This window comes from Gimesia sp. (assembly GCF_040219335.1).
Classification (GTDB): Bacteria; Planctomycetota; Planctomycetia; order Planctomycetales; family Planctomycetaceae; genus Gimesia.
In genome coordinates this window covers 217,129-240,806 of record NZ_JAVJSQ010000026.1, presented here as the reverse complement: position 1 = coordinate 240,806, position 23,678 = coordinate 217,129, and the positions used below count along the sequence as shown (strand labels likewise).

The following is a 23,678-nucleotide window of genomic DNA, read 5'->3' as shown; positions in this document are numbered from 1 at the left end:
GCTACAGAGCCCCGGTACCGGAAGCGAAGCTGTTCTGCTCGCCTGCTTCCGCTCCGCTCCAACAGGCGAGCAGAACAGCCATTGACACAAAAGAACACTGAGTCTTGTGACTGGTGTCATTCGTGGGGGCACGTCAATGCTGTTACTCTTGTTTTCAAAACTTCAACAGCAGAAAAGAAAATGAGCCGCAGGGCATTAGCCCGGTTGAAACGACTTTGCTATATATCATCCGAATTAAGAAACGCTACCTGGCCGCCGGTAAAAAGGAAGACGCAGATCCCAAAATCAGCGGCGATCGCTATTCCACTCACAGCACCAGGCTGAGCCCGAATAAAATTCGGGCCGAGCACAGCGAGCAGGAAGTCGCAGCTCACTCATTCAATCGAAAACAGAGTCACCTGTTTCTCTTAAAACATGAGCGAGACAATCGTACCAGAATTCGTTCCCGCGACCACAGCTTCCTGTCACTTTCGTGTCTTTCGTGCTTTTCGTGGTAGCAAAAAGATCACTCAGCGTCATCATCCTCATATTCTTCCAGCGGCGGATCAGGTTCCAGTCTCTTTCCCATTGGCAGCGCGAGGTCATGGTCCTCCAGCACGGCCTGGTAATGTTCCAGCCTGCCCCACAACAGCTCTCTGAGGTATTCCAGTTCACCGAGTGCTTCTTCCAGATCGCCCCGATCCAGTTCCCGCCGGATATCATCAGCCGACTGACACAGGATCGACAGTGAATCCCCCTGGATCAGTGAACCAGGATTTTCCCGCCCCGGATGCCGCATCACAGCGTAGTTCGAAGTATCCGCATAAATTTCCACGTCTGCTTGATACATGAGAGATTCCGCCTGAAATTAAGAATTGAACCACGCAATCTATTCAGAAAATTTCGTGCTTTTCGTGTCTTTCGTGGTAGTACTTTTCATTCAACAAGCCTGAGTTCTTCAATATATTCTGTAGTTTCAGGCTGTTGATGTCTCGCATGGTGTTGAACGAGAAGTAGCACAACCTCTATACGCCTTCTCAGGGCCGCCAGGTCAAGCGGAGTTCTTCCTTTACTATCGATAGAATTGATATCAGCGCCTGCTTCTATCAGAAGTCTCGCTATTTCTATTAATCCTTCGTAGGCGGCTCTTTGTAGTGGTGTATTCTCTTTCCACTCGCATTTATAGTTAAGACTTTTTGTTACTCCTCTTTGAATCAGGTAGCGTACGATTTCAGGATTTCCACTACATACTGCACCATAAATAGGGGTATAACATCTACACAAGTGGTTTATGTCTGCACCTGACTCCACTAAAAGTTTTACTATTTCAAATTGACCATCATGAGCGGCAATTCCCAACAGAGTTCTGTCATCTTCCCATGCCAGCTTAGCAAGTTCAGGATGTTCTTTGATTTCTCCGTAAAGTCTTTCCCAATTGTAGTCAAGTAAAGTAACTAGCATTGACTCAAATGCAGAAAGATTGTTCCAGTCAACCTGATCCCGTAGTGTCTTAATATCGACCCGCCCATCGTCCAGCAAAGGAATCTTCACAGAGTCTTCCCTCCAGTAATCAATGTGCGTTACTGTTTCAAGTACAGTTCCGAGTAGCATCACTTTCGTGCTTTTCGTGTCTTTCGTGGTAGGTAAAAAAGTCCCTCACCCCTCGACACTCTCCCGCACACGCTGGTTCGCAGCAGCATCCAGGATCGCTTCATCATAACAGACCAGTTCCACCGAGTTCCCGTCCGGATCATAGAGATAAATCGAGTGCCAGCCGAACTGCCGATGATCCGTCAGCATCATCTCAATCTCCAACGCTTCCAGCCGCGCTTTCTCGCTTTCGAATACTTCCAGTTCCATCGCGAAAGCGAAGTGATGCAGCGTCCCTGTCCGGGCCCGGGCCATACCCACTTCGATCTCTTGCGGTCCGCTGAACTCCCAGGTCTGATCAAAGATCGCCAGCAGCTGGGGATGCCCGTCGAAGTCGTCCGCGATTTTCAGGAAGGTGCCTCCGTCAAAGTTGGCAAACAGTTCCAGTCCAATGACGTCTCGGTAAAAGGCAACCAATGCTTCCCGGTTTTCGGTTCGCAGGACCAGTTCGCCTAATCGTTTTTCACACGTATGCATATCAGTTCTCCCTGAACAGCGACTATCAATCATTCAGACCCTGCAGCATCGCCCGCAACAGATCCGCCAGTTGGTCCCGCTCTTCTACCTTGAGCCCGCACAACGCACCTTCCGCTTCATCCAGTCGGTCCGCGACCGCTTCATCGACCACTTTGCGCCCCTCTGCAGTCAGCAGTACCTGCAGCGAACGGCGGTCATTGGGGGAAGGCCGACGTTCGACGAGCCCCTGTTCCTCCAGTCGGTCAATCCGGTTCGTCATCGCTCCCGAGGAGAGCATCACCGCCTCCATCAGTTCCGTGGGCGTCAGGCCCTGCGGATTTCCCGTTCTGCGGAGCGTGGCCAGAATATCAAAGCCCCCCACGGTCAGACCGTACGGCTTCAGTGTTTCACTCACCCGACGCTCCAGCCGCGTTGCCAGTCGCAAAACCCGACCGACAACCCCCATGGGTTCAACATTGAGGTCCGGGCGTTCTGTCTTCCACTGCCTGATTAAGACGTCAATCAAATCCTGTGCCATAAATTTATGATGACTCCGCGCTCGCAAGAGGAATGAATTTATCGTATGAGAAGCATAGAAGAGTTTTTGTTTCAGGTCAAGTATCTCCAGGTAAAGATATAAGGAGTTAAATGACTGATTGGTGACAGACTGGGGTTCACACGCGTTAGGCTAATGGTACGATTGTGGACTGTTCGGTCTAAAAGTCTGATTTTAGTCCTGATTGGAACGCAATCTGCTTAAGTTCAATCAAACTGTCCTATTATGAAAATTAATGATCCGAGTATGTAACTGAGGAACTCCACTTGAACCACCCCCAGGCTGAAATCCAGGTCGATCTTCCCCTGGTTCGCCAGCTGTTGCTGGTCGATTATCCTGCTCTGGCAAATCAGCCTCTGTTTCTGGTCGATGAAGGCTGGGACAATTTCATCTTTCGCGTTGGCGAACATCACGCGGTCCGCTTGCCCCGCCGTGCTGCCGCGGTTCCTTTCCTGCAAAATGAACAGCGCTGTCTGCCAAAACTTGCAGAGCGGCTCTCCCTGGAGTTGCCACTCCACATCCACATCGGTTCCTCCGGCCCCCGTTTTCCCTGGACCTGGAGCGTTGTGAAGTGGGTTCCCGGGCAGACCTCCGAGAAACACAACTTCCCTGATGCAGACGTACGCCTGTTGGCGGAAACCCTTTCTATACTGCATCAGCCGGCTGAAGACGGGGCACCTCAGAACCCCTATCGCGGCGTTCCCCTGCAGTCACGCAGTCAGGGCGTTGAAGAACGACTGCATCGGCATCGCGAACGTACCGACGTCGATGTCACGCGCCTGACAGACATCTGGCGTGCCTGTTGTGAGACGCCCCCCGCTGACCAGATGGTCTGGATTCACGGCGACTTGCATCCCCGCAACGTGATTGTTCGCGATGGTGCCCTGGTCGGCCTGATCGACTGGGGGGACGTATCAGCCGGTGATCCCGCAACCGATCTGGCGTGCACCTGGCTCTTACTGGAAACCCCCGCCAGCAGAACCGCATTCCTTGATATCTATGACGCTGAGCCTTGCCTGATTCAGCGCGCACTCGGTTGGGCTTTGCTTTTGGGACTGGTTCTGCTCGATAGTGGCGAACGCCGCCACGTCTCTCTCGGCCAGGCGACTTTGCGACGCGTACTGGCCGATGCCTGAGCAGCGCATGTTCTCCCAACTCTTGATTTCGTTGTCCGGTGATCGATCAATCTGGTTGCTCAGCTTTCGGTTCGCTTGTACAGACAGAACAAAGATGATGGTAAATTCCAGCGTGCTTGCTTAACATGGAACGAGCGGCTGCCCGACGTCGGGACCGCATTCAAGTCGAGTCAGTAATGCTATGCAGTTGAAGGATCACCCGTGATTGAACATACCGTAACCTTTCGTCTCAAGTCTGCCCCCGGTTCTGAAGCAGAGCAGACCTTCCTCGCCGCTGCCGCTGATCTGGCTGCCATCCCCGGCGTTAAAGATTTCACCATCCGCCGCCAGACCAGCCCCAAGAACGACCATACCTTCGGCATCAGTATGAAGTTTGCCACGCAGGAAGAATACGATTTCTACAGCAACCATCAGGCGCACCAGGATTTTATTCAGGAACACTGGCTGACCACCGTCGAAGACTTTCAGGAAGCCGACTTCGAATCCCTGGACACCGTCGCCCACTAAATCCCGCCATCCATCGAGGAGTTTTCGCATGTACTCACGCCCGCTTGTCCGTTTCGCCTGCCTGACACTACTCTGCCTCTTCGTTGCCTCCACAGCAGACGCCGCCCAACTCTACGTGGGTGCTACGTCGACTGATATTACTCCCGAACTGCCGGTCTCACTTACCGGTCAGATGCGGACCCGCATTGCGAAAACGGTCGAAAGCCCAGTCACCGCGAACGTCCTCGTGCTGGAATCCCGCGACGGAGACAAATCGCTGGAGCACGCCGTCTTCGTCTCCTGCGACCTGGTCTGCATCCGGGGAGGCATTCACGAAAAGGTCCGCGAAAAACTCAAAGACCAGCTGCCCGGCCTCTCGCTGCAGAAGGTCATCATGAATGCGACCCACACGCACACCGCACCCACGATGATCGAAGGTCGCTACACCCTTCCCAGGACCGGCGTCACACAGCCTGCTGAATTCGTCGAGTTCGCCGCTCAGAAAATTGCCGACGCCATTCAGAAGGCCTGGAACGAACGGCAGCCGGGCCAGGTCGGCTGGGGACTCGGGCACGCGGTCATCGCCCAGAACCGACGGGCCCTCTATGAGGGAGGCTGGGCCAAAATGTACGGCAGTACCAGCGCCAAAGATTTTCGCGGCATCGAAGGCTACGAAGACCACACCATGGAAGTCCTCTGCTTCTGGAATGACAAAGACGAACTCATCGCCACCGCTGTCAACATCGCCTGCCCCGCACAGGCCGTCGAAGGACGCAGCACCGTCAATGCCGACTACTGGCACCCGGTTCGCGAAGCCCTGAAGAAAAAATATGGCGACCAGCTCACCGTGCTCGGCTGGGCCGGTGCCGCCGGTGATCAGGTCCCCCGTCCCATGTACCGCAAAGCAGCCGAAGCCCGCATGATGCAGCTCCGCAACCTGACGCTGCTCGAAGAACTATCGCGGCGGATCGTCGCCGGCTGGGAAGAAGCCCACGCCGGTGCCGTGCAGGAAAAACATGCCGACGCACTGCTCAAGCACGAAGTCCGCACCATCGAACTCCCACTGCAGATCGTCAGCGAAGCAGACCACGAGCGGATCACCAAAGAGATCAAGGCCTACGCCGACGATCCCTCCAAGGTCTGGATCAAAAACTGGAAACAGCGTGTCCTCGACCGCTACGACGAACAGCAGGCCGGCACCTCCCGCCCCTATTCGATGGAACTGCACACCCTCCGCCTGGGCGACATCGCCATCGCCACAAACGACTTCGAACTCTTCACCGATTTCGGCACCCAGATGAAGTCCCGCAGCCCGGCTCTGCAGACCTTCGTCATCCAGCTCTGCGGCCCCGGCTCCTACGTTCCTAATGAAAGAGCCGTCCGCGGCGGCAGCTACAGCGCCATCATCGAGAGCAACCTCGTCGGCCCCGCCGGCGGCCAGGTCCTCACCGAAGAAACCCTTAAATCAATCAACGCACAGTTCAAAAAGTAGAAATCAACTGAGCGGCACGGCGCCAGCCGCCGGTGTTGCACCTGGGTTTGCCTGACAATGGTTCCCTGGTATCCCCGTTCCATAACGGGGCACACCATTAGCCGCAGGGCGTTAGCCCCGGTTGAAACTGGTTAGTTTAGAAGTGACCAAAAGCAGCTGACTCGTAAGACACCTGTTAATCCTTAAGATGTTCCCATCGCGATGAAAACGACCAGTTAATCACATCAATTTCAGGTTTACAGTCAAGGAATTCATCTCCTTCTGCCAGAGCTTCTTGGTTTAAAAAATAGCGTCCTGCTGCGAGGTCATCTACAAATTGCTTCATGAACTGCAACAGGTTTTGATTCAGCAGAATCACAGTGTCGTCTGCATGATCAGTGAAGATAACCTGCCCGGCAGTTCCAGTGGGAGCAGGATCCATGTCAACGCGGAGCAGTGTTTCTCCACCGTCATGTGCAAACGCGATCCACTTGGGATTAAAGATGTCTTCCCTGCGAATGCCTGAATCGGCAGCCCGAACCGGCTCCAGGTTATCTACTGGTACGTTGTTGTTTTTAAACTCTCGAATTGCCTCCTGTAGTGTAAGGAACTGCATACCATAGAAGAGACTACCCAGGTTCCCCTCTGAATCCATTCCGTTATGGGTGCGGTAGAGTTCTTTCCACTGTTCCGGCATTTCCAGAGCGAAAACCTGTTCGGCTTCCTGAATTTCCTGCGCGGTAGCTGGCGGATTCAGATTAGCAAGAATTTTTGGGGCATGTGCTGAAAGCCAGTCATGAATTCGATGCCACGCTTCTGTGACCGTGTTCACTGGGGGATGACTCTGATCGTTACCAGCCACCTGATCGTCTCCTTTATCGCTGGTGCAGGCGGCGCTGAGTAGCGCGCCTGCCATGCAAATCGCATGGCGACGCGTCATTTTCGATTCGGGCATACAGCATCCTTCTCGCGAGCCAGAAAACCGGGCAACGCTTACAGCGTCCCGTCCAGACCCTTCTGGTAATACTTATGCGTGATCTCGTCCTGGTGTTCCAGCAGCCAGTCGATCGAGGGTTCGTTGTGCATCGCTTTATGAATCGCCTGTGCGGTGGCTTTGCGATGAATCTCGAACAGCGCCTTGTGATCCAGGTTTTCATCGGTCGCTGCACCCGGATTCAGCCAGACCGAACAGATTATGCCCAGGTCATTCGCTTTCTCTTTCGGCAGATCACCGGCCCGCACTGCATCCAGCACACCATTGGCAATCGCGGCCTGCACGGTTCCCATCAGAATATTCGTGTAGGCACTGCTCTTGACCGTGACCTTGCTCACCATCAGCGTGACCGGTCTGACTTGGATGTCCGTATTCAGAATCGCGAACACCTTCGAGTGACCCGCAGACTGCCCGCCGGTCAGCGTGGCAATCGCCGTCCCCACGGGGCCATCCAGCTCACCAATCACCACTTCCGGTTCCGCAGCTGTAAAAGCGGGACCACCGGCGACCAGACATTCCCCCGTACGCATTACAATTCGATCACTCATACTGACACTCCTTGCTGGTTGAACTGAATCGGAAATTGAAACATCACCCTACCCGATCCCCCGCCAACCTGCAACCAGTCTGACTCACTCATACCGCCGCGGACTGATCCCCGGCGCAGACCGCGCCATGTTGTCAGGTCGGTTCGGTAGATCATAGTCGATCTTCTGCGTATTCAGGCTGCGAAACAGCGGTCGCACGTTCTCGGGTAACGTCTGCACCTGCTCCGGATCATAATCGGGCACTTCTCCAATCGGCCCCGCCCACGCCGGGCGATAGGCAATCGCCAGCAGGTGCCGGTCGGTATCGCTGTAATTGGGATAATTGGCGTGGAATACTTTCTGATTGATGATCACCGCCGAGCCCGCCCGGCAGGTGACCAGCACTTCATCTTCATGCGACAGGTATCGCCGATACGGGTTGCCGTCCGCGTGCAGTGAAAGATGCGAACCGGGAATCACTTTGAACGGGCTGTGCTCAGGCGTCAGATCATCCAGGTAATACAGCACCCGCACCAGGCAGGGCGAACTGGCACCCAGCCCGAAGATCTTCGAGCCATAAGGCTGCGCGTCTGTATGAATGGCGATTCCCGGATGCCCCGGCTGTGAAACCGCGTAGGTACACGACGTACAGATCAGCTCATCCCCGAACAGCCGCTCCAGAAACGCAATCATCGCCGGCAACGCAATCACCGAGATCGCGGTCGGCGAGTCGGTCCACTGCACACCGCTGAATCCCCGCTGATGCGCGCTGTAATCGGTTCCCTGCGTCGGCAGTCGCATCAGCTCTGCACGGATACCTGCGATCTGCTCCGCCGACAACAGGTCCGGCAGGACGACATACCCATCCAGTTCCAGCGAACGAATCTGCTGTCCTGTACTCAATGCCGCCCAGTCCGTTTCAACCCGCTTCGCCGCAGCGACTTCCTCACGCGAGTTCGTAAACGATACATCCATTTTGCTGACCTTTAATTGATTCATTAGAGTGGGGACGAGCAACTATTACTGTTGAACCACGAAAGCAAACTCCGCTTCTGCAAGATGTTCTCCCCGCACGAAGACATGCAACCAGCCGGGGTCCCAGGGAAAACCATCAATATACACTTCGCTTCGAGGGTCAGGGGTGTCAAATTGAAACAACTGCCGAAATCCGCTTTGTTCTAACTCTTCAAAGGCAGGACCGATGCGCGCCACATTGTCTATGAATGGTCTTCCACCGACTTTAGACCAGGGAGAAACTTGTTCCGGGGATTCCGGCATTCGATCTGTTTGCATCGGTTCGAACCGAATTCGCTGACAGCTTACTTCCGCTTTGATCTCTGAAGCACTGTCCGACATGCCACCCTGATGGACGACCGCGTGGATCAGCTTCGAGGGGAAAAGCACCCGGTTGTTAAACGAAATGACATCGCGAGTTTCATCATCGCCATAAATATCGAATGAGTAAAACAGTGAGACAGCCCGGCCCGACTCAAATTCGATCGTACCAAAATATTTCTGATTCACATCAACATACAGCGGCTTTACATTCTCCGGGACAGCACCACCAATTTTAGAACCGTGATCTGTCGACTCACGGTCATAAGCAAACGGGCGGCACTGATTCAGGTCTGGTAGTTCGTTGAATGCCATGACGATTCTGCTGGAGAGAGTATCAACAGGAAAAATCCCCCTCACTTCTTAGCCTGCTCCTCCACATGCTTCAGCACGGCATCGAAGAATGCCTTGTGAATATCCGCCGGGGCGGCGTGGCCCATCAGGGGTTTGTTGATGATCTGCTTCTTGCCGCTCAGCTGGTTATAAGCCGCGTAACAGCTCGACGGCGGACAGACGCTGTCGATAAAGCCCACGCTCATAATTGCATCGGCTTTCGCCCGTGTGGCGAAGTTGACCGCGTCCACGTACGACGCTGCTTTCAACTGCGTAGGATTGGGTTTGCCGTCTGCTCCGGTTTCGACCAGCTTGGGCCAGCCGTTAATCCGGCCGGCGGCACGTCCTGAATGATCGCAGATCGCAGGGACCCCCGTGGCGATGAACGTCACCCGGTCATCCAGACCGCCAGCTGTCAGTGCCTGGCCACCTCCCTGGCTGTGCCCGATGACAATCACGGTCTTCCCGTCCCACTCAGGTTGCGCGGTCAGAAAATCAATCGCCCGTACCAGACGCAGAAACATCCCGCGGAAGTAAACCGTATCGCGACTCTCGCGCCCCGCCTGCCGATAGTCCTTCAGTTTGCCTGCCGCCAGGTCTTTGTAGTATTGAGCCGGCTTCCCGTTGGGCAGACCGTGTGCGTTGATGTCCATCGACAGCATCTCGTTGTTCGCTCCTTTGACGGCATTCGTCAGCGACGAACTCCTTACCCCGGCCCCATGCACCCACAGAATCGCCGGCAGGCTCTTCGCCTTTGCATCCTTCGGCTTACCAAAATAACCGGAGACCGGAGCACCACCCAGGCAGTTCACCTGCACGTCGAATGCTTCAACTTTGGCGTCCTTCTGCTTGACCGGCGTCAGTTTCGGATCCATCGGAACCTCTTCGAGTTTCGCGATCTGATTCGTCCAGAACTGGTCAAAATCCTCCGGGGCCGGCTTGCTGAGTTCGATCTTTTCCGGCGAGAACCCGGCTCCCGCGATTTTGGTCTGATTTACCGGCGTACCCACCTTGACCACGCACCGCAGAAAGCCTGGCTTGTCAGAACTGACTTCTACCTCGGTCGGTTCTTCACCCAGTGTCTTGCTCCCTTGAGGGAAACCGGAAGCTCCGCCGATGAAATTATCCACGGTAAAGCTCACCTTCTCGCCTGAGACCGGCTTGCCATTCTTCGTCAGTGAAATCAGAAACTTCGCCGTCTCACCGGTCTTGTAGATCGCATCAGGGCGATCGGTCACCACTTTCAATTCGTATTTGTCCGCAGCCACAGCCGAAGCAGACAGTGAGAGCAGCAGCGCCAGGGTCAGGCAGGACGAGACAAGATGTTTCAGAAGTCGCAGGTGCATGGTGTGTTCCTGTATCGGGAGGGCGTAGAACATGTTTTCAATTAAGAGAAAATGATTCTAACAGAACAGGCACCGAACGGTAAACGAATTCAATGCGAAATGCCCCTGGTGCGTCCTGTAGATCACCCTGCGACGGTCCAATCACCAGACTGCAACGCCCCCCCTTGTAAAAACTACATCCCGCCCCATTCTCGCTCCTTTTCCCCTGATCGGGTTCAGAAATCGGATCTCCAGAGCCGATAATAGGAATCAGACCGATTGTACGGATTACGCAAAGCAGGCAGAAACCTGCCTCAGGCACTCGAGGATCTGAAATGAGCATCACGCAACGCTGGTTACTGTTAGCCACCGCAATTCTGTTAATCGCCGGCGGCGTATTCGCCTCAGATGAGCTCCGTAAAACTGAAGCAGATCCAGGTGATCAGCAGGCCGCGCTGATGCTGGCCAAGCTTGCCAGCTGTCAGAAAATTACCAACGGCCTGGTGACGAAAAACTTCAAAGAGATCCACAGCGGGGCGAACACCCTCAACCAGATCTGCATCGCCACCGACTGGGCGTCCCACGATGATGCCGTCTATGCCCATCATCGTCTGGAACTCCGCAAGCAGGCGATGAAGCTCGCGAAGATGGCAGAAGAAAAAAATCTCGATGGTGCCAGCTATGCTTACATGCATTCGCTGAATACCTGCATCAACTGCCACGAGTACTGCCGCGATGTTCTCAGCATCGTCGACGACTCTGAAGTCAAACTCAAAGTCGTGCCGATTCCCTCGAACTGAGTTGACTTAGTTGTCTGCGCAAAAAAAAACGATGACCCCCACGAGGAGAGCCATCGTTTCCGTTCGCTGATGAACTGTCAGATCAAGGCCTAGCGGATGCGGGGCTGTTGATCATTCTGCGCGGTCGTGTTCTCGCTGTCACTCCGTGATTTCTGCTTGGTTTTACGGAGCGAACGTTCGGTAGGTTCCCGAACGTCAATGCTCTGGCCATCAACGCGGATCAGTTGTGCGATCAGCGCATCCTGACCATTGATGGTACCACGACGGGCAAGTAACTTGATGGATGTTCCTTCTGACAGGTCCACATCCTCAAAGCTGTCAGCAGGTCCCAGATTGACCTGGACCATTTTCTCTTGCGGTGTTTCCAGTTTTGCGACAACAAATTTTCCCTCGCGACCCTGGAAGCTGGTCTTCCGCGTACTGACAATATCCCCTTTAAACTTTCTCAGCTTCTGCTGACGGGGCAGCTCATTCTGGATTGACTGACCATTAAACGACACGAACTGTGCCATAATCGCAGACTGATTATTCACGCGACCTTTCACGCCTTTGATCTGAATGTCATCCCCTTTGTCGAGGTTCAGCTGACTGACCTGCTCCTGGGGACCAAGGAAGACACGCTGTGTCTGGCCTTCCTTCGTTTCAATCTGGGCTAGCACCTGCTTCTGCTCAGCCGACATAATGCGTTTGGTCTGCAGCTTCTGAATCTCACCACTCAACTGCACCTGACGACGATTGCCGCGACGCTGCATGTCACGCTGCGCCTGCTTTTTCATATTGTCAGAGCGTTTGCGGCTCTCATTCTGCGCTTTTTCCAGGTCATACAGAAAAATCGTTTCAACAGCGTCATAAAAACCATCGCGGTCATAGTCGACGCCGACATGTACCCAGCCGTCCATGTCCAGCTTATAGCGACTCATGTTCCGCGTATGGTCCTGCGAGTGCTGTTTCTTCTTCCCTTGATGTTTTGCCTGGTGTTTGTCCTGTTTCTTTTCGGAATAGTCCGTATCCCGGTCGCTCCGGGACTGGGCGGACGAACCAGTCTGATCTTTCTCAGTAGAAGACTTGTTGTCATCCGCCATCACAGACAGTGGCATGGCAACAGCCAGACTGAATGCAGAAGTCAGCAACATCTGCTTATTCAAAACCATTATAAAACTCCTTTGTTTAACGTTGTTCCAGATTCAAAATTCATGAGGTTGTACGAGTGGGACTCAGTCCCACCAGTCATCAGCGGTGTAATACTGGTTGGACAGATTGGAGTGGCCATACTGGTATCCGTAGCCGGCTCCATGATCTTCCCACCAGTCGGTATAGATATTGTTCTCAGGGCGATCAGCGGGTTCACCTTCATAGCGCTGATTTAATCCCTGTAACTGCTCGGGCATGTATTGCCCGTTATTGTCCATCTCCCACCAGTGTTGCGGCAGATCGTTATCGCCATAGTAGTTGTCGTAGTAGCGATACTCGTCTGCATCTTCGCGTCCCAGCTGGTAGTCATATTCTTCCCGTTGATCCTGCCACCAGTTTTCATCAAACCAGGTGGAATCATCGTGCCACCAGTCTTCGTCGAACCAGGCAGAGTCTTCGCGGGGATTGTCTCTGTGGGGGTTATTTCTACGCGGAGGACGTCCTCTCCGGGGATGCTCGCCGCGCGGATGATCTCTGTGTGGGCGCTCTCCACGGGGATCGTCTCGCCGTGGCGTCTCACGTGGCGGATTCTCTTCCGACCCATCGTACCACCAGTCATCATCAAACCACTGATCGTCGGGATTGTCGTCTCTGCGTCGATGCTCCGCAGGCCGATTCACATAATCCGGCGGATTCTTCGCTCCCCGTCGTGCGTTCTCACGTCGTGAATCGTTTTGCATTTTCCGATCACCCTCTTGATTCTCTTCATTGAAATTCACAGACAGATCACTGTCTTCAGGTTGAATGGCCGGATAGTAAGGGCTATAACCCAACCCTTCACTCGGAGTCTCCTGGGCCGCTGCCGAGGACAACCCACCCGGATCCGGCTGCAGCAGCACCAGCCCCAGACCGAGTAGCATCAAACATCGTATCCCTCGAATTAGCATCATCTCTCCCTTGTGGTTGGCATTTGAGGTCAGAGCAGGGATCGACAATTAAGCCGATATGCTGGGCAGTGCCTGACACTGCCGGCAGGATTTCTTCAACACAGAAGCGGGCAGGCTGAATCACTGCGACATCCTGTCACCCATCAGCGACAGTCATGCAGAATCGGGTGTGACTCACGATAAAACAAAACAGTCACAGCATTGCTCGCATGGTTTTGAAAATTGTGCAACCACTATGCCGGCAGGGAAGATCATTCAAATCCGTGATCATGAAAAATCAACAGATTGAAAACACCGCTTCGCATCACTCAATTTATAAAAAATGAAGTGCCGGAAAATTTTAGCGGGAGGGAAAGAGGTCTCATCAGGCAGATTCGGTCAGAGTCCCCACGCTGAATGCTGAGCCACCAGCCTGATCGCGTAGAGTACATGACGATCTGGCAGAAGGGTTTCTCCCGGCCGAAAATCTCGCCCCACGCGTTAACCGAGAATCGCCAGGTAAATGATGTAGCCATTCAATGCCATGATATAAATGAAAATCAGGCTGGCGTCGATGAATGTCAACTTCTGCCTCTGGTCAGCAGGGAGGGAACACTGGTGCCAGAATTCACGCAGCCCCAGACCGGTCGTCAGCTTCAGTTGAAAGTAAGCCACGAACGTCAGGATTCCCAGTACGAGGAGGGCGACAGGAATCCCGTCCCAGGAACGATATCCCGCCACAGCTAGTCCACTCCGCGCCACGATAATAAGAGCTAACAGGAGCGGACAGAACAGGCTGACCCGGTTCAATTCCTCATGTTTCAAGCTCAGCCTGGCTTCTGAATCCTGCATCACGGCTTCTCCGCACGGACAGGCACGTCAATAACGACATCGTCAATATCTGATTGCAAATGTCCTTCCAGGTTCATTTAGGTCTGCCAATATGATTTATATTAAGTGCTTAGAATTTGTCAAAATCGTTGAGCTTATAACTTCTGAATTTAAAAAGACTTCGTCACTACCATCAGCTATCTTTGATTTCGCAGATGTTCCCCTCTGAATCGAAATACTTTTCTATGTCGTTAACAAATAAAGATAATATTTTTCCATTAGTCAGATTTTTGTTTTTATGACCAAGGTCTTTACGAATTTCACGAATTAAATCCTCAAACACAACCATAAGTCTAATTGGATTGTTCTTAGTCTGTTCTTCATCCATAGATGTTGATCGAAATTTTATCCAAGCACTTAGAACATCATCCGAAGCCCATACCATTGCAACTTGGTTGAATTTAGACATGAAGTCTATCATTTCTTTCTCAGATACTGGATTTCCGGTTTTTGTACCCATGAATATCTTAAACATAAACTTTAGTAGGTCTTCATAGACTGGGATTTTGTTATCACGATGTTCCTTTTCTATCGCTGAACGTGTTTCGTAATATCTTGATAAGACGACGGAAAGAACTGTTACAATTATTGTCCCTGCGGTAACAATAAGTGGGGCAGCATACTCAGAGTCGTGGTCAGCTATAGCAATAATTAGCTGCCTGCCAAGTGAATATACAATGATAATTACTGCGATTATTATTGCGGTTGTTAAGACTTGGATTAATCTGTCGGATGACTCTTTATTCATAAATCGAATGTTCCAGCTACACAATAATTATTAGGATTGAACTCAGTATCGCTGTGTCAATAAAATATTGCTAGAAACAAACTTGAATATGTTATTATATCCCCAGCGCTAATCCTAACTCGTAAACTCTTCCCACCCCTTACGGAATTTTGAATGCAGTAGTGGTTTCGTACTCTCATTGCCTGTGGCCGTGAGTGTATCAGCATCCCAGTCGAAGCCGCCGCCCGCGCGGTAGGCGGTGTTCCCCAGCAGCACGGTTTCGGACAGCGGTCCTGAATAATCAAAGTTGCAGGTGGCCGGTTCGCCCCCCTTGCAGGCTTCGATCCACTCTTTATAGAACCCGGGTGAATCGGGGATGAACTGTTTCGGAGCTTTAAAGTTCGCGAACGAATTTTCGGGGAACAGTTTCAGCGAACCGAAGCCGGTCAGCAGCATTCCCTTGGAGCCGATAAACAGCGTGTTGGCCCCTTTCAGATTGAGCCCCTTCTCTTTCAGGATCGCCGGGCCGCCCCGTTCCTGCGACCAGTGCAGCTTGATTGGCCCTCGTTTGTCGTTGGCCGGGAAGTCGAAACTGGTCAGCATTTCGGTCGGCGTCCGCTCGGCATCCCGTTTCGGTCCCGAGGCATCCACGCGGGTCGGGTATTTCAGATCGAGGGCCCAGAACGGAATGTCCAGAATGTGGCAGCCCCAGTTGCCGGTCTCTCCGGTGCCGTAATCCCACCAGAACCGCCAGTTGTAAGGTGCCAGCACGCCCTCTCCCTTGGAATTGACGGCGTACGGCCGAAACTTCGCCGGACCGATCCACAGATCCCAGTCGAGAGTTTTCGGCGGCGGAACTTCCTTGACCGGTTCGGGAGGCATTCCGCGACTGGAACTGATCCAGCTGTAAACTTCGCTCACATCGCCAATCGATCCCGACTTGATCAGTTCGACGGCCCGGTGCATGTTCGACAACGCATGTCGCTGCATTCCCAGCTGTGTCGCCAGTTTGTTCTTCGCCGCCAGTTTCGTCATCTCGCGGACTTCCCACACCGAATGCGCCATCGGCTTTTCGCAATAGAGATGCTTGCCCATCATCATCGCGATCATCGACGGATGAAAATGCGTGTGGTCGGGCGTGCTCACCACAACCGCATCGATCTGGCTCTCCATGTCGTCCAGCATCAAACGGTAGTCGGCGTATTTTTTCGCTTGGGGATATCGTTCAAAGGCTTTGCCCGCCCGCTTGTCGTCAACATCACACAGCGCGACAATGTTCTCAGTCTTGCCGACGCCGCTCAGGTTTGCTGCCCCCCGTCCTCCGACGCCAATCACCGCGACATTCAGCTTCTCATTCGCGGCGGCCCGCGTCGGTTGCGTCGACGTTCCCAGCCAGAGGCCGGCTCCCAGGGCAGCAGTCGTCTGCAGCGCTTCGCGACGGGTAATCTGATGGGCGGACATATGATTTCTCCTCTCGGTTGAGCGTTACAGATGAAATTCAATGCTTTCAGTATAGTCAAACAGGTCAGAAAATTTGACCGCAGTTTTTTACCCCTGCCGATTTTTCACGTTTTAGTTACATAAGAACTGTTATTAATTGAGCTGTTTGGTGTGAGGACGAAAATGAACTGAGCGGCAAGACGCTAGCTGCCGGTAATTTATCTACCGCCGATCATAATTGCTGCCAGGAAACGCCATTCGGTCCAGAATGAAGAAAATTATCATTCCGGTGTTACTCTTCCACCTGCTCCCAAGTTACCCCGGATTCAATATTCTCGAACACGTTCTCAAACACCCAGAACTTGAAGTCGCCGAAGTTGGTATCGTTGCGATGGACTCTGTTCGGCTTCGTTCCATTGAACGTCAGTGTCAGCTCAGCGATGACGGGATGGGAAGACGGAATTTCGTGTCCGAACTTCTCCGGTGCCCCTGCTTCCCGAAGCAGCGCTTCATACAGCAGGCAGAGCCGGGCATAGTCTCTCAGGTCAATCGTTCCTGTATACACGCCGTCCCTGTTCGAACCTGAAATCGCGTGCAGCAGCGCTTTCCCATCAACATGGAATTCAGCGTACTCGTTGAGAGCCCGACCGCCGCTAAGAACATCAGGCGAGCCGAATCGCTGCAACTTGATCCGCCGAAACGGCAGCGACTGGCGAATGGCAGCTTCCTTCTCTTCTGTTAGGGGCGCCTGCAGGAATTCATATTTTCCTTGAGGCTGCGCCGCCCAATTGCTTTTGACGGACACGGGTTCCTCAGCCCCCTGCAGCAGAGTGACGCCGATGACAATCAGCACGCATACAACCGCCTGTTTGATTCCACACCGCATCACGTTTCCCCCTGATGAATCGAGAAGTAATGGTTACTTCGCCTGCACATCGTAACCCTTCAGATCACTCTCCCGTTCATACAGTTCAAAACCGCTCAAGGCGGGCACGGTGTCTCGATCCAGGTTCCACCACGGGCAGCGGAAACGGGTTTGACAATTGTTGCAGGTGACGATCTGGCCCAGGAAAGGCAGGCTGGCGGTTGTTGCATTCTCACAGTGGGGACAGTGCACCCGCCATTTGGAATTGCTGAGGTCGTAAGGCCGATGGAATCCTTGCGCGATCTCGTAAGGCAGATCAACTGCTTCAATCGTCGCCAGTGCCTCGCGGGTGATTGCTGCGTCGCTGGTCGCCAGCCGGTTTGCATGATTGCTCAGGGTCCGTTCGTAAGCGTTCCGCACCAGCCGTGCATTCCCGAAGTTTTCGTCCCGATCTGCAAAGACCCGGTTCAGAATGATGGCCAGATTCCCCCGGGCAGCAGGCGTGAGCTCATAAGCATTGGAACGACACATGAGTTCGAAAATCTGGCACAGGTCAGGCACATGGTAATCTTCAAACACAATATAACGGCTGAAGCGGCTCTCCAGGCCCGGATTCGATTCGATGAACTCCGCCATCTCTCTCGGATAGCCGGCGACGATAACCACCATTCGTTCCCGCAGGTCTTCCATTTTTTTCAACAGTGTGTCGATGGCTTCCTGACCAAAATCATTTGCTCCTTTCTTAGCCAGCGTGTAGGCCTCGTCAATGAACAACACACCGTCAGTCGCCCTGGCAATCACTTCATTGGTTTTGATCGCCGTCTGGCCGACATAGCCTCCCACCATCGTCGCCCGGTCGGCTTCGACGAAATGGGACGTCTTTAGGATTTCAAAACCGTACAGAATCTTCGCCAGAATGCGTGCCACGGTCGTTTTGCCGGTTCCTGGATTTCCAGTAAACACAAAATGCAAAGTCTGCGAAGCGACAGGCATGCCCTGTGCCATCCGCTGTTTGCGGATATTCAGGAAATTGGTCAGGCTCGTGACCTCGGCTTTTACTGAATCCAGGCCGATCAGTGTCTCAAGTTCCTGCAATCCCTGCTGCAGAGCTGTTTCCGGCTGGATTTGTTCCGAGTCTGCCGCGGTTGACTCTGTTTGTGATTTTCCGGATGCGGATGGTTCGGGAGACGCTGGAAGACTGCTGCTGATTTTGCGCTTAACAGTTTTGAGCCGTTTTTTCAGGTCGGCAAAAAATGTCCGATCCTCCCTGCTGATTCCGTCTGCTTCCAGAATCAGTTTGGCGGTCAGCAGCAGGATCTTTTGATAGGTCTCGAAGGGACGCGTAGATCGACTGATCAGACAGGCCAGGATCACAAAATCGCCGAACGGATCGACCAGCGCTCCCTGCAAAATGTCACCACCCAGCCAGGACGGGTCTGCCTCCCACTGAGCCAGTAACTTTCGCATCTGACGCAAGTCGGTCGCGTCCTGGTAATGCCGATAGTCTTCCCGCCAGCAGTAACGGGACAGTGAACGATTCAGGATTTCCCCGGCGCGCCCCAGTTCACGGTGGTCCATGCGATTATCGACCAGCAGACTGTCCCGTAGTACGGAAAACACATCACACATGGCAGCCGCATTGATCACCGGCTTGAGCAGCGCTCCCTGATTCCTAGTGGCAAACTGAAACAGTTCCCGGGTCTGGCCCGATAATTCTCCGGAGTCCAGATAGTGATCCACCTGATCGAGCTCCGCTGAAATGATTTGGTAGACGTCATGACAGATCAGCGCAAGCATTGATTCCAGTTTTTCTGCGTAGTCCATGCGCTGTCAGGGCTCCGTTGTCTGTAAAGATGACATACTGTCGAAGGAAAACTCTATAATACTCGACAGGATTGCAGTCGCCAAGCATGATTCATCACGCCTTGATGGCAACAGTACTCGAGCAGAACGGAGGCGGGACCTGTGCGGATCATTCTTTTATGAATGTGAGTGTCGCAGTGTTGAAATCACTTCACGCATTCAATAAACGCAATCGGCGAGTTCTCCAGCAGCAGCGACCAGAAGTCGTCGGTCTGATCCTGCAAGCCCTCCGGCGAGAGTTGAGGCCGATGCCAGCGGACTTCGCTAAAGCCGGCCTGGCGGAAAGCCGCTTCGTGGGTTGCGACGCTCAGGTAATAGTTTTCAATGTCGAAGGGACCGTCCTCCAGGTGGAACGTCCAGGTGATCGGCGTTCCTTCCTGCCAGTCGCCCACCGCTTTGGTTTCGAAGCCGAACTGACGAAACGAGGGAGACGCGGGAAAGTGAAACGCCGGGCTGCTGTTGACGGTCACGAAGCGTCCCCCCGGCTTGAGCGCCCGCGCGATACCGTCACACATCGACTGCAGTTCCTCGCGCGTGCGTGCGTAATTCAACAGATATGCGGCGATCGCCAGGTTGTATTCTTCCTGAACCGGCAGCTCACGTGCATCGCCCACAAGATAAGCGATCCCCTGCTGGTGCCCGTCTTCCTGCTGTTGTGCCAGAGAGATCATGCCCTGGGAAAGATCCACACCGGTCACGCGGGCCGCACCGCGCTGACGAATCATTCGCGTATAAAAACCTTCACCACAGGCAATGTCCAGTACGGACAGACCGCTGGGATTCCCCGTCAGTTCCATCAACGTAAAACATTCCACAAATGTCCGCCACGGCATCTGCTTGGACCGTTTGTACTGCTCTGCAATCGGGTCGTAATTCGTCGTCATGAGCGCAGGTCACTTTCAAAAATGGGAATCCGTTGATTTGACACAAAAAATTTTACGGCTGCACAAATATAACGTAAGATGGGATAGTGGATTCACCGTGTTCTGGAAAAATTCATCAGAATCACTCTCAAAGACGCTCAGAATTCATTAGAGTGCCCGCAGGAGAGTCGGGCCCGCGACCAGATTTTTTATTCCAACCCTCGGAGTTAATTGTGAGATTGCCAAAGCTGTTACTGTTTATCGTGTTCTTCTGTTTTGTTTTTCTATCGGGGGCACAGATCCAGGCCCAGGAAACCAAAGAGAAAGCGGATGCAAAACAGGCAGAACCGCCGTCACCGGTAAAAGAGTTAAAACCGGTCACTACCATCGACCCTCTGGTCCCCCTCGATCAACTGCGCATCATGGTGCGCCCCCTGACCAAAGACGAGTTGCAGGTCGAAGCCAATGCCTGGTTTGAACTGCTGCGCAACAAGGCCCGCCAGATTGCAGCGGCCCGGCTGGGGGTCAAGAAAACCAACGAAGCCATCGCCACGAACGATGATCAGCAGGCCCTCGATTCACTGAAAAAAGCAGAAACAGTTCAGCACATGGCCGACGAAAAGGCCCGGCAGACCGAAGAGGAACTGACGAAACAAGCTCAGGAAACTTTGGGCGTGGATGTCGCCGTCGATGCAGCCAGGCCCGATCCCGCCAAAGCGGAAGAGGGAACAACTGCATCCACGGAAGAAAAATCAGCAACAACAGCAGACAGCACAAGCACGCCTGATAATGCCACCACTACACAATCCGCCGAAGCGATGAAAGCGGCATTCCTGCAGAACATCAATCGATTGCAGGACGAACGCACCGCACTGAGTGACCGTCTGGAAGTGGTCCTCACATCACTGGCCGCCAAAGGAGGAGACGTTGAAACCTATCGTAAATACATCGCCGCCGTCTCCGGTCTCGAACTCGATACCTCCGATGCCAGCGCGGCCTGGTCGGGCATCAAAGGCTGGTTTGTTTCAAAAGAAGGAGGCCAGCGGATGGGCTGGAACCTCGGGAAATTTCTGATGATCCTGTTTCTGACCTGGGTCGTAGCCCGCATCGGTTCGACCGTCATCAGCTGGCTGCTGGAACGGAAGGTCCGTTTGACACAGCTCGCCGAAAACCTGATCAGCGGCACGATTCGTAACGTGATCTATCTCGTCGGTTTTGCAGTCGCCTTGACGGCACTCGAAGTCGATATGACCCCGGTCCTCGCGGCCATCGGGGCCACTGGTCTGGTCGTCGGTCTCGCGTTGCAGGGAACCTTGAGTAACTTTGCCAGCGGTCTGATGATTCTGATTAACCGTCCCTTTGATGTCGGCGATGTCGTCACCGCCGGTGGCGTCACGGGAACCGTCAAACAGATGAACCTCGTTTCCACCAACTTCCGCACCTTTGACAACCAGACCATTCACGTGCCGAACAACTCGATCTGGAACGGCGTGATCACCAACATCACCGCTAACAAGGTTCGCCGCGTCGATCTTGAGTTCTGTATCGGGTACAGTGATGACTTCGAACAGGCCGAACAAATCATCCGCGACGTATTGGCAGACCAGGAACTCGTTCTCCGCGAACCCGAAGCGGTCGTGGTGACGCATGCCCTCGCCGATTCGTCGGTCAACATCGTCTGTCGCCCCTGGGCCAAAACCACCGACTGGTGGGCCGTGAAAACCGCGGTCACTCGCGAAGTCAAACGCCGCTTCGACCAGGCCGGCATTTCGATCCCCTTCCCTCAACAGGATATTCACGTCTACTCAACAGATGCATCCAAAGGGAACGGCAAAATCGAAACGGTCAGCAAGTAACACTTGCAGCCACTTAAGAAAAATCACAGCATGCCTCTGGATTCATGAGCGGATTCAGAGGCACTTTTTGTTGACGCGATCAACTTCATGAATGGAACGTCAACGTATCCGCGTCTGTATCGGGAGCATCCCCATTGTTGTGGAAGCGCACGGGCCGCTGCGCTCTGCGATCGACGGTCAGCTGGAAGATATCAAAGCGGTTGTAACCACCCACCAGGTCGTGCAACTGTTTGGGTTCCACGCACAACGCCAGATCGACGTCCGCGTAGAGCAGACCTTCGTCTGCCTGTTGAATCTCACTGATGGGTGTGCCGCTGGGACCGATGGCCACCGAAATCCCCCGCGGACTCGCATCGAGAATGCGGCCCGCCTCTTTATCCCGGCTGGCCAGTTGATCGTGCGCTGCACGATCCAGGTAGCCCGCAGCCACCAGGTTGAACAGTTTTCCTTCAAAGGCGTGGGCTCCCGCGCGAATCAGAATCGCGTTTTTCAGATCATAGTTCTCGTGTACCGCAGGATCGTGCGAGGGCCAGACCGGCGGATAGGTCGAGAGATGCACCTGCTCTCCCTGGGCAAGCAGCGTAAACCGCGCCAGGGGATTCGTATTCTCACCGCAGATCAGCATCCCTACCTGCCCCAGTCGTGTCGGGTTAACCACCAGGCCGGCCCCATCGCCGGGAGCCCAGACCAGCTTCTCATAAAACGTGGGTACGATTTTACGGTGATGATTGAGAACTGTCCCCTCATCGCCGATCAGCACGTTGGAATTCCAGATGCAGCCGCCACTGACGTGCGTCCCTTCGTTGAAGCCCATTGAGACGAAGATCCCGCACTCCCTGGCAACTTCAGCAATCGTCGCCAACTCCGGTCCGTCCACCTGAACCGTATTCGCCGCCAGTTCGCAGAACAGATCGTGGTTATGAATGGGGGCCTGCAGTGCGCACCAGACCGGAAACGCCGGGATGTAAGTCTCCGGGAAGACAATGATCTGCGCTCCGTTACGAGCCGCCTCGCGAATCAGCGAGCAGGCTTTTTCGACCGTCCGGTCTTTATCGAGAAATACGGGAGCAACATGCGCGAGAGCGGCTTTGAATGCAGGGTAAGTCATCTAGGAACGCCACCTGTTGAGAACGGAATGAAAGGGAATTCAAACGGGCGCTCCGATTGTAGAGCATCGACGTCGTTGTCGCTACCAGATTTTCAGACCGATGCCTGAATGCTCTCCAGCACGCCGTCCCACAACTGCAGCCGGGCCTGAATGGCCTCCTGCGCCGCTGTGATTGCTTCCTGAATTTTGACTTCGTCTCCCCCACATAGTCCGTTGAGCAGTCGCAGTGACAGCGGGGCATGGAAGTCACCATCCAGTTCCACGTGCCGGTTCAGATAGTAATGAAACACGGGCGCCTGTTGTTCTGAAACGCCGGTCTGCTTCAGGATTGCACGGAACATGCTGGGAATGATGTGTTCGCGCCCCAAAGCGAAAGCCGCCGCGATTTTATGTGGCGCGCCATCGGCGATGAACTCAAAGGTTTTGGTGGTGAACTGCCGCGACGGTTCGGGCAGAGAGGGGAGAGCCAGCGCACTCTCGATCCCGCTCGATTTGACGATGGCGATAAATTCCTTCAGCGGTCCGGTGTCGGCCCCCACTTCATTCATGGCTGTCTGATACAGTTCGAAATGGCTCGCGAATTCGCCGTCCGCGGTTTCATCGCATTCTTCTTCCAGCACGATCTCATTGATAAACCTTCGAATACTTCCATCGCCCACAGGCACCCAGGGCGCTCCCGTGGGAGCCACAATCCCCTGCAGCGTCTTCACCAGCGACATGAAATCCCAGACCGAATAGACATGGTGTTCCATGAACCGCTGCAGGTCCTCCAGCGTCGCCATCGACTCATAAATCGGATGAGTTTCCAGTGGTTCGGAAAACGAAGCAATGATTTCAGACGTGATTTCCCGTGACATGGACAGCCCATTCTCTGGAGATATAGATTTAAGCGGCGCGGAGTAGCCGCTGGTATATTGAATTAAAAATCTGAGCGGAAGGGCGCTTGCCACCGGAAACAGA

24 protein-coding genes are annotated in these 23,678 nt (G+C 53.8%); 5 read left to right on the top strand and 19 right to left on the bottom strand.

Going from position 1 to position 23,678, the window contains the following annotated elements; all coding sequences use genetic code 11:
* Window positions 1-505 precede the first annotated feature (505 nt).
* The 4 genes from RID21_RS21020 to RID21_RS21005 all read right to left on the bottom strand — a co-directional run bounded on the left by RID21_RS21020 (window position 506) and on the right by RID21_RS21005 (window position 2,623).
* A complete protein-coding gene (locus tag RID21_RS21020) occupies window positions 506-829 on the bottom strand; it encodes a DUF6959 family protein (protein WP_350192268.1) in 324 nt (107 codons plus the stop codon).
* 86 nt (window positions 830-915) lie between these two features.
* On the bottom strand, window positions 916-1,590 hold the full coding sequence (locus RID21_RS21015) for an ankyrin repeat domain-containing protein (RefSeq protein ID WP_350192266.1): 675 nt from the start codon (window positions 1,588-1,590) through the stop codon (window positions 916-918).
* 45 nt (window positions 1,591-1,635) lie between these two features.
* Window positions 1,636-2,106: a VOC family protein gene (locus tag RID21_RS21010; protein WP_350192264.1), complete on the bottom strand. Its 471-nt coding sequence runs from the start codon at window positions 2,104-2,106 to the stop codon at window positions 1,636-1,638.
* A 25-nt stretch (window positions 2,107-2,131) separates the two neighbouring features.
* Window positions 2,132-2,623: a MarR family winged helix-turn-helix transcriptional regulator gene (locus RID21_RS21005; RefSeq protein WP_350192262.1), complete on the bottom strand. Its 492-nt coding sequence runs from the start codon at window positions 2,621-2,623 to the stop codon at window positions 2,132-2,134.
* Window positions 2,624-2,907: 284 nt separating this feature from the next.
* Here RID21_RS21005 and RID21_RS21000 point away from each other — a divergent pair, with 284 nt between their 5' ends.
* The 3 genes from RID21_RS21000 to RID21_RS20990 all read left to right on the top strand — a co-directional run bounded on the left by RID21_RS21000 (window position 2,908) and on the right by RID21_RS20990 (window position 5,755).
* A complete protein-coding gene (locus RID21_RS21000) occupies window positions 2,908-3,777 on the top strand; it encodes an aminoglycoside phosphotransferase family protein (RefSeq protein WP_350192260.1) in 870 nt (289 codons plus the stop codon).
* Between the two features lie 201 nt (window positions 3,778-3,978).
* Window positions 3,979-4,284, top strand: a complete 306-nt coding sequence (locus tag RID21_RS20995; RefSeq protein ID WP_145442561.1) for a Dabb family protein — start codon at window positions 3,979-3,981, stop codon at window positions 4,282-4,284.
* A 28-nt stretch (window positions 4,285-4,312) separates the two neighbouring features.
* Entirely contained in the window at window positions 4,313-5,755 is a 1,443-nt protein-coding gene (locus tag RID21_RS20990; protein WP_350192258.1) for a neutral/alkaline non-lysosomal ceramidase N-terminal domain-containing protein, read from the top strand.
* 175 nt (window positions 5,756-5,930) lie between these two features.
* Here RID21_RS20990 and RID21_RS20985 read toward each other — a convergent pair whose 3' ends face one another.
* The 5 genes from RID21_RS20985 to RID21_RS20965 form a co-directional block, all read right to left on the bottom strand.
* Window positions 5,931-6,689 (bottom strand): SMI1/KNR4 family protein, encoded by a 759-nt coding sequence (locus RID21_RS20985; RefSeq protein ID WP_350192256.1) that lies wholly within the window; start codon window positions 6,687-6,689, stop codon window positions 5,931-5,933.
* Window positions 6,690-6,727: 38 nt separating this feature from the next.
* Entirely contained in the window at window positions 6,728-7,276 is a 549-nt protein-coding gene (gene fae, locus RID21_RS20980; protein ID WP_350192254.1) for a formaldehyde-activating enzyme, read from the bottom strand.
* 84 nt (window positions 7,277-7,360) lie between these two features.
* Entirely contained in the window at window positions 7,361-8,230 is an 870-nt protein-coding gene (locus RID21_RS20975) for a phytanoyl-CoA dioxygenase family protein (RefSeq protein ID WP_350192252.1), read from the bottom strand.
* A 45-nt stretch (window positions 8,231-8,275) separates the two neighbouring features.
* A complete protein-coding gene (locus RID21_RS20970; protein ID WP_350192250.1) occupies window positions 8,276-8,905 on the bottom strand; it encodes a hypothetical protein in 630 nt (209 codons plus the stop codon).
* Window positions 8,906-8,946: 41 nt separating this feature from the next.
* The gene (locus RID21_RS20965) at window positions 8,947-10,269 is read right to left on the bottom strand and encodes an acetylxylan esterase (protein WP_350192248.1); all 1,323 of its coding nucleotides are present in this window, start codon (window positions 10,267-10,269) and stop codon (window positions 8,947-8,949) included.
* 314 nt (window positions 10,270-10,583) lie between these two features.
* Between RID21_RS20965 and RID21_RS20960 the strand changes: the two genes are divergently transcribed.
* A complete protein-coding gene (locus tag RID21_RS20960; RefSeq protein WP_350192246.1) occupies window positions 10,584-11,048 on the top strand; it encodes a hypothetical protein in 465 nt (154 codons plus the stop codon).
* Window positions 11,049-11,137: 89 nt separating this feature from the next.
* Here the strand turns inward: RID21_RS20960 and RID21_RS20955 are convergent, their stop codons facing one another.
* The 8 genes from RID21_RS20955 to RID21_RS20920 form a co-directional block, all read right to left on the bottom strand.
* Window positions 11,138-12,199 carry a MamS/MamX family magnetosome protein gene (locus tag RID21_RS20955; RefSeq protein WP_350192244.1) on the bottom strand — a complete coding sequence of 354 codons (1,062 nt, stop codon included), beginning with the start codon at window positions 12,197-12,199 and terminating at the stop codon, window positions 11,138-11,140.
* Window positions 12,200-12,262: 63 nt separating this feature from the next.
* Window positions 12,263-13,099 carry a hypothetical protein gene (locus RID21_RS20950; RefSeq protein WP_350192242.1) on the bottom strand — a complete coding sequence of 279 codons (837 nt, stop codon included), beginning with the start codon at window positions 13,097-13,099 and terminating at the stop codon, window positions 12,263-12,265.
* A 507-nt stretch (window positions 13,100-13,606) separates the two neighbouring features.
* Entirely contained in the window at window positions 13,607-13,957 is a 351-nt protein-coding gene (locus tag RID21_RS20945; protein ID WP_350192240.1) for a hypothetical protein, read from the bottom strand.
* 172 nt (window positions 13,958-14,129) lie between these two features.
* Window positions 14,130-14,744, bottom strand: a complete 615-nt coding sequence (locus tag RID21_RS20940) for a hypothetical protein (protein WP_350192238.1) — start codon at window positions 14,742-14,744, stop codon at window positions 14,130-14,132.
* A gap of 114 nt (window positions 14,745-14,858) precedes the next feature.
* Window positions 14,859-16,184 (bottom strand): Gfo/Idh/MocA family protein, encoded by a 1,326-nt coding sequence (locus RID21_RS20935; protein ID WP_350192236.1) that lies wholly within the window; start codon window positions 16,182-16,184, stop codon window positions 14,859-14,861.
* A 271-nt stretch (window positions 16,185-16,455) separates the two neighbouring features.
* Window positions 16,456-17,049, bottom strand: coding sequence for a hypothetical protein (locus tag RID21_RS20930; RefSeq protein ID WP_350192234.1), 594 nt, complete (start codon window positions 17,047-17,049; stop codon window positions 16,456-16,458).
* A gap of 33 nt (window positions 17,050-17,082) precedes the next feature.
* Window positions 17,083-18,852: an AAA family ATPase gene (locus tag RID21_RS20925; RefSeq protein ID WP_350192232.1), complete on the bottom strand. Its 1,770-nt coding sequence runs from the start codon at window positions 18,850-18,852 to the stop codon at window positions 17,083-17,085.
* Window positions 18,853-19,037: 185 nt separating this feature from the next.
* Window positions 19,038-19,775, bottom strand: coding sequence for a class I SAM-dependent methyltransferase (locus RID21_RS20920; RefSeq protein ID WP_350192230.1), 738 nt, complete (start codon window positions 19,773-19,775; stop codon window positions 19,038-19,040).
* A 212-nt stretch (window positions 19,776-19,987) separates the two neighbouring features.
* Between RID21_RS20920 and RID21_RS20915 the strand changes: the two genes are divergently transcribed.
* Entirely contained in the window at window positions 19,988-21,610 is a 1,623-nt protein-coding gene (locus RID21_RS20915) for a mechanosensitive ion channel family protein (protein ID WP_350192228.1), read from the top strand.
* Window positions 21,611-21,695: 85 nt separating this feature from the next.
* Here RID21_RS20915 and RID21_RS20910 read toward each other — a convergent pair whose 3' ends face one another.
* Window positions 21,696-22,718 carry a carbon-nitrogen hydrolase family protein gene (locus RID21_RS20910; RefSeq protein WP_350192226.1) on the bottom strand — a complete coding sequence of 341 codons (1,023 nt, stop codon included), beginning with the start codon at window positions 22,716-22,718 and terminating at the stop codon, window positions 21,696-21,698.
* A 92-nt stretch (window positions 22,719-22,810) separates the two neighbouring features.
* Complete coding sequence (locus RID21_RS20905; protein WP_350192224.1) at window positions 22,811-23,575, bottom strand: DUF3050 domain-containing protein; 765 nt, start codon at window positions 23,573-23,575, stop codon at window positions 22,811-22,813.
* Window positions 23,576-23,678: the final 103 nt, after the last annotated feature.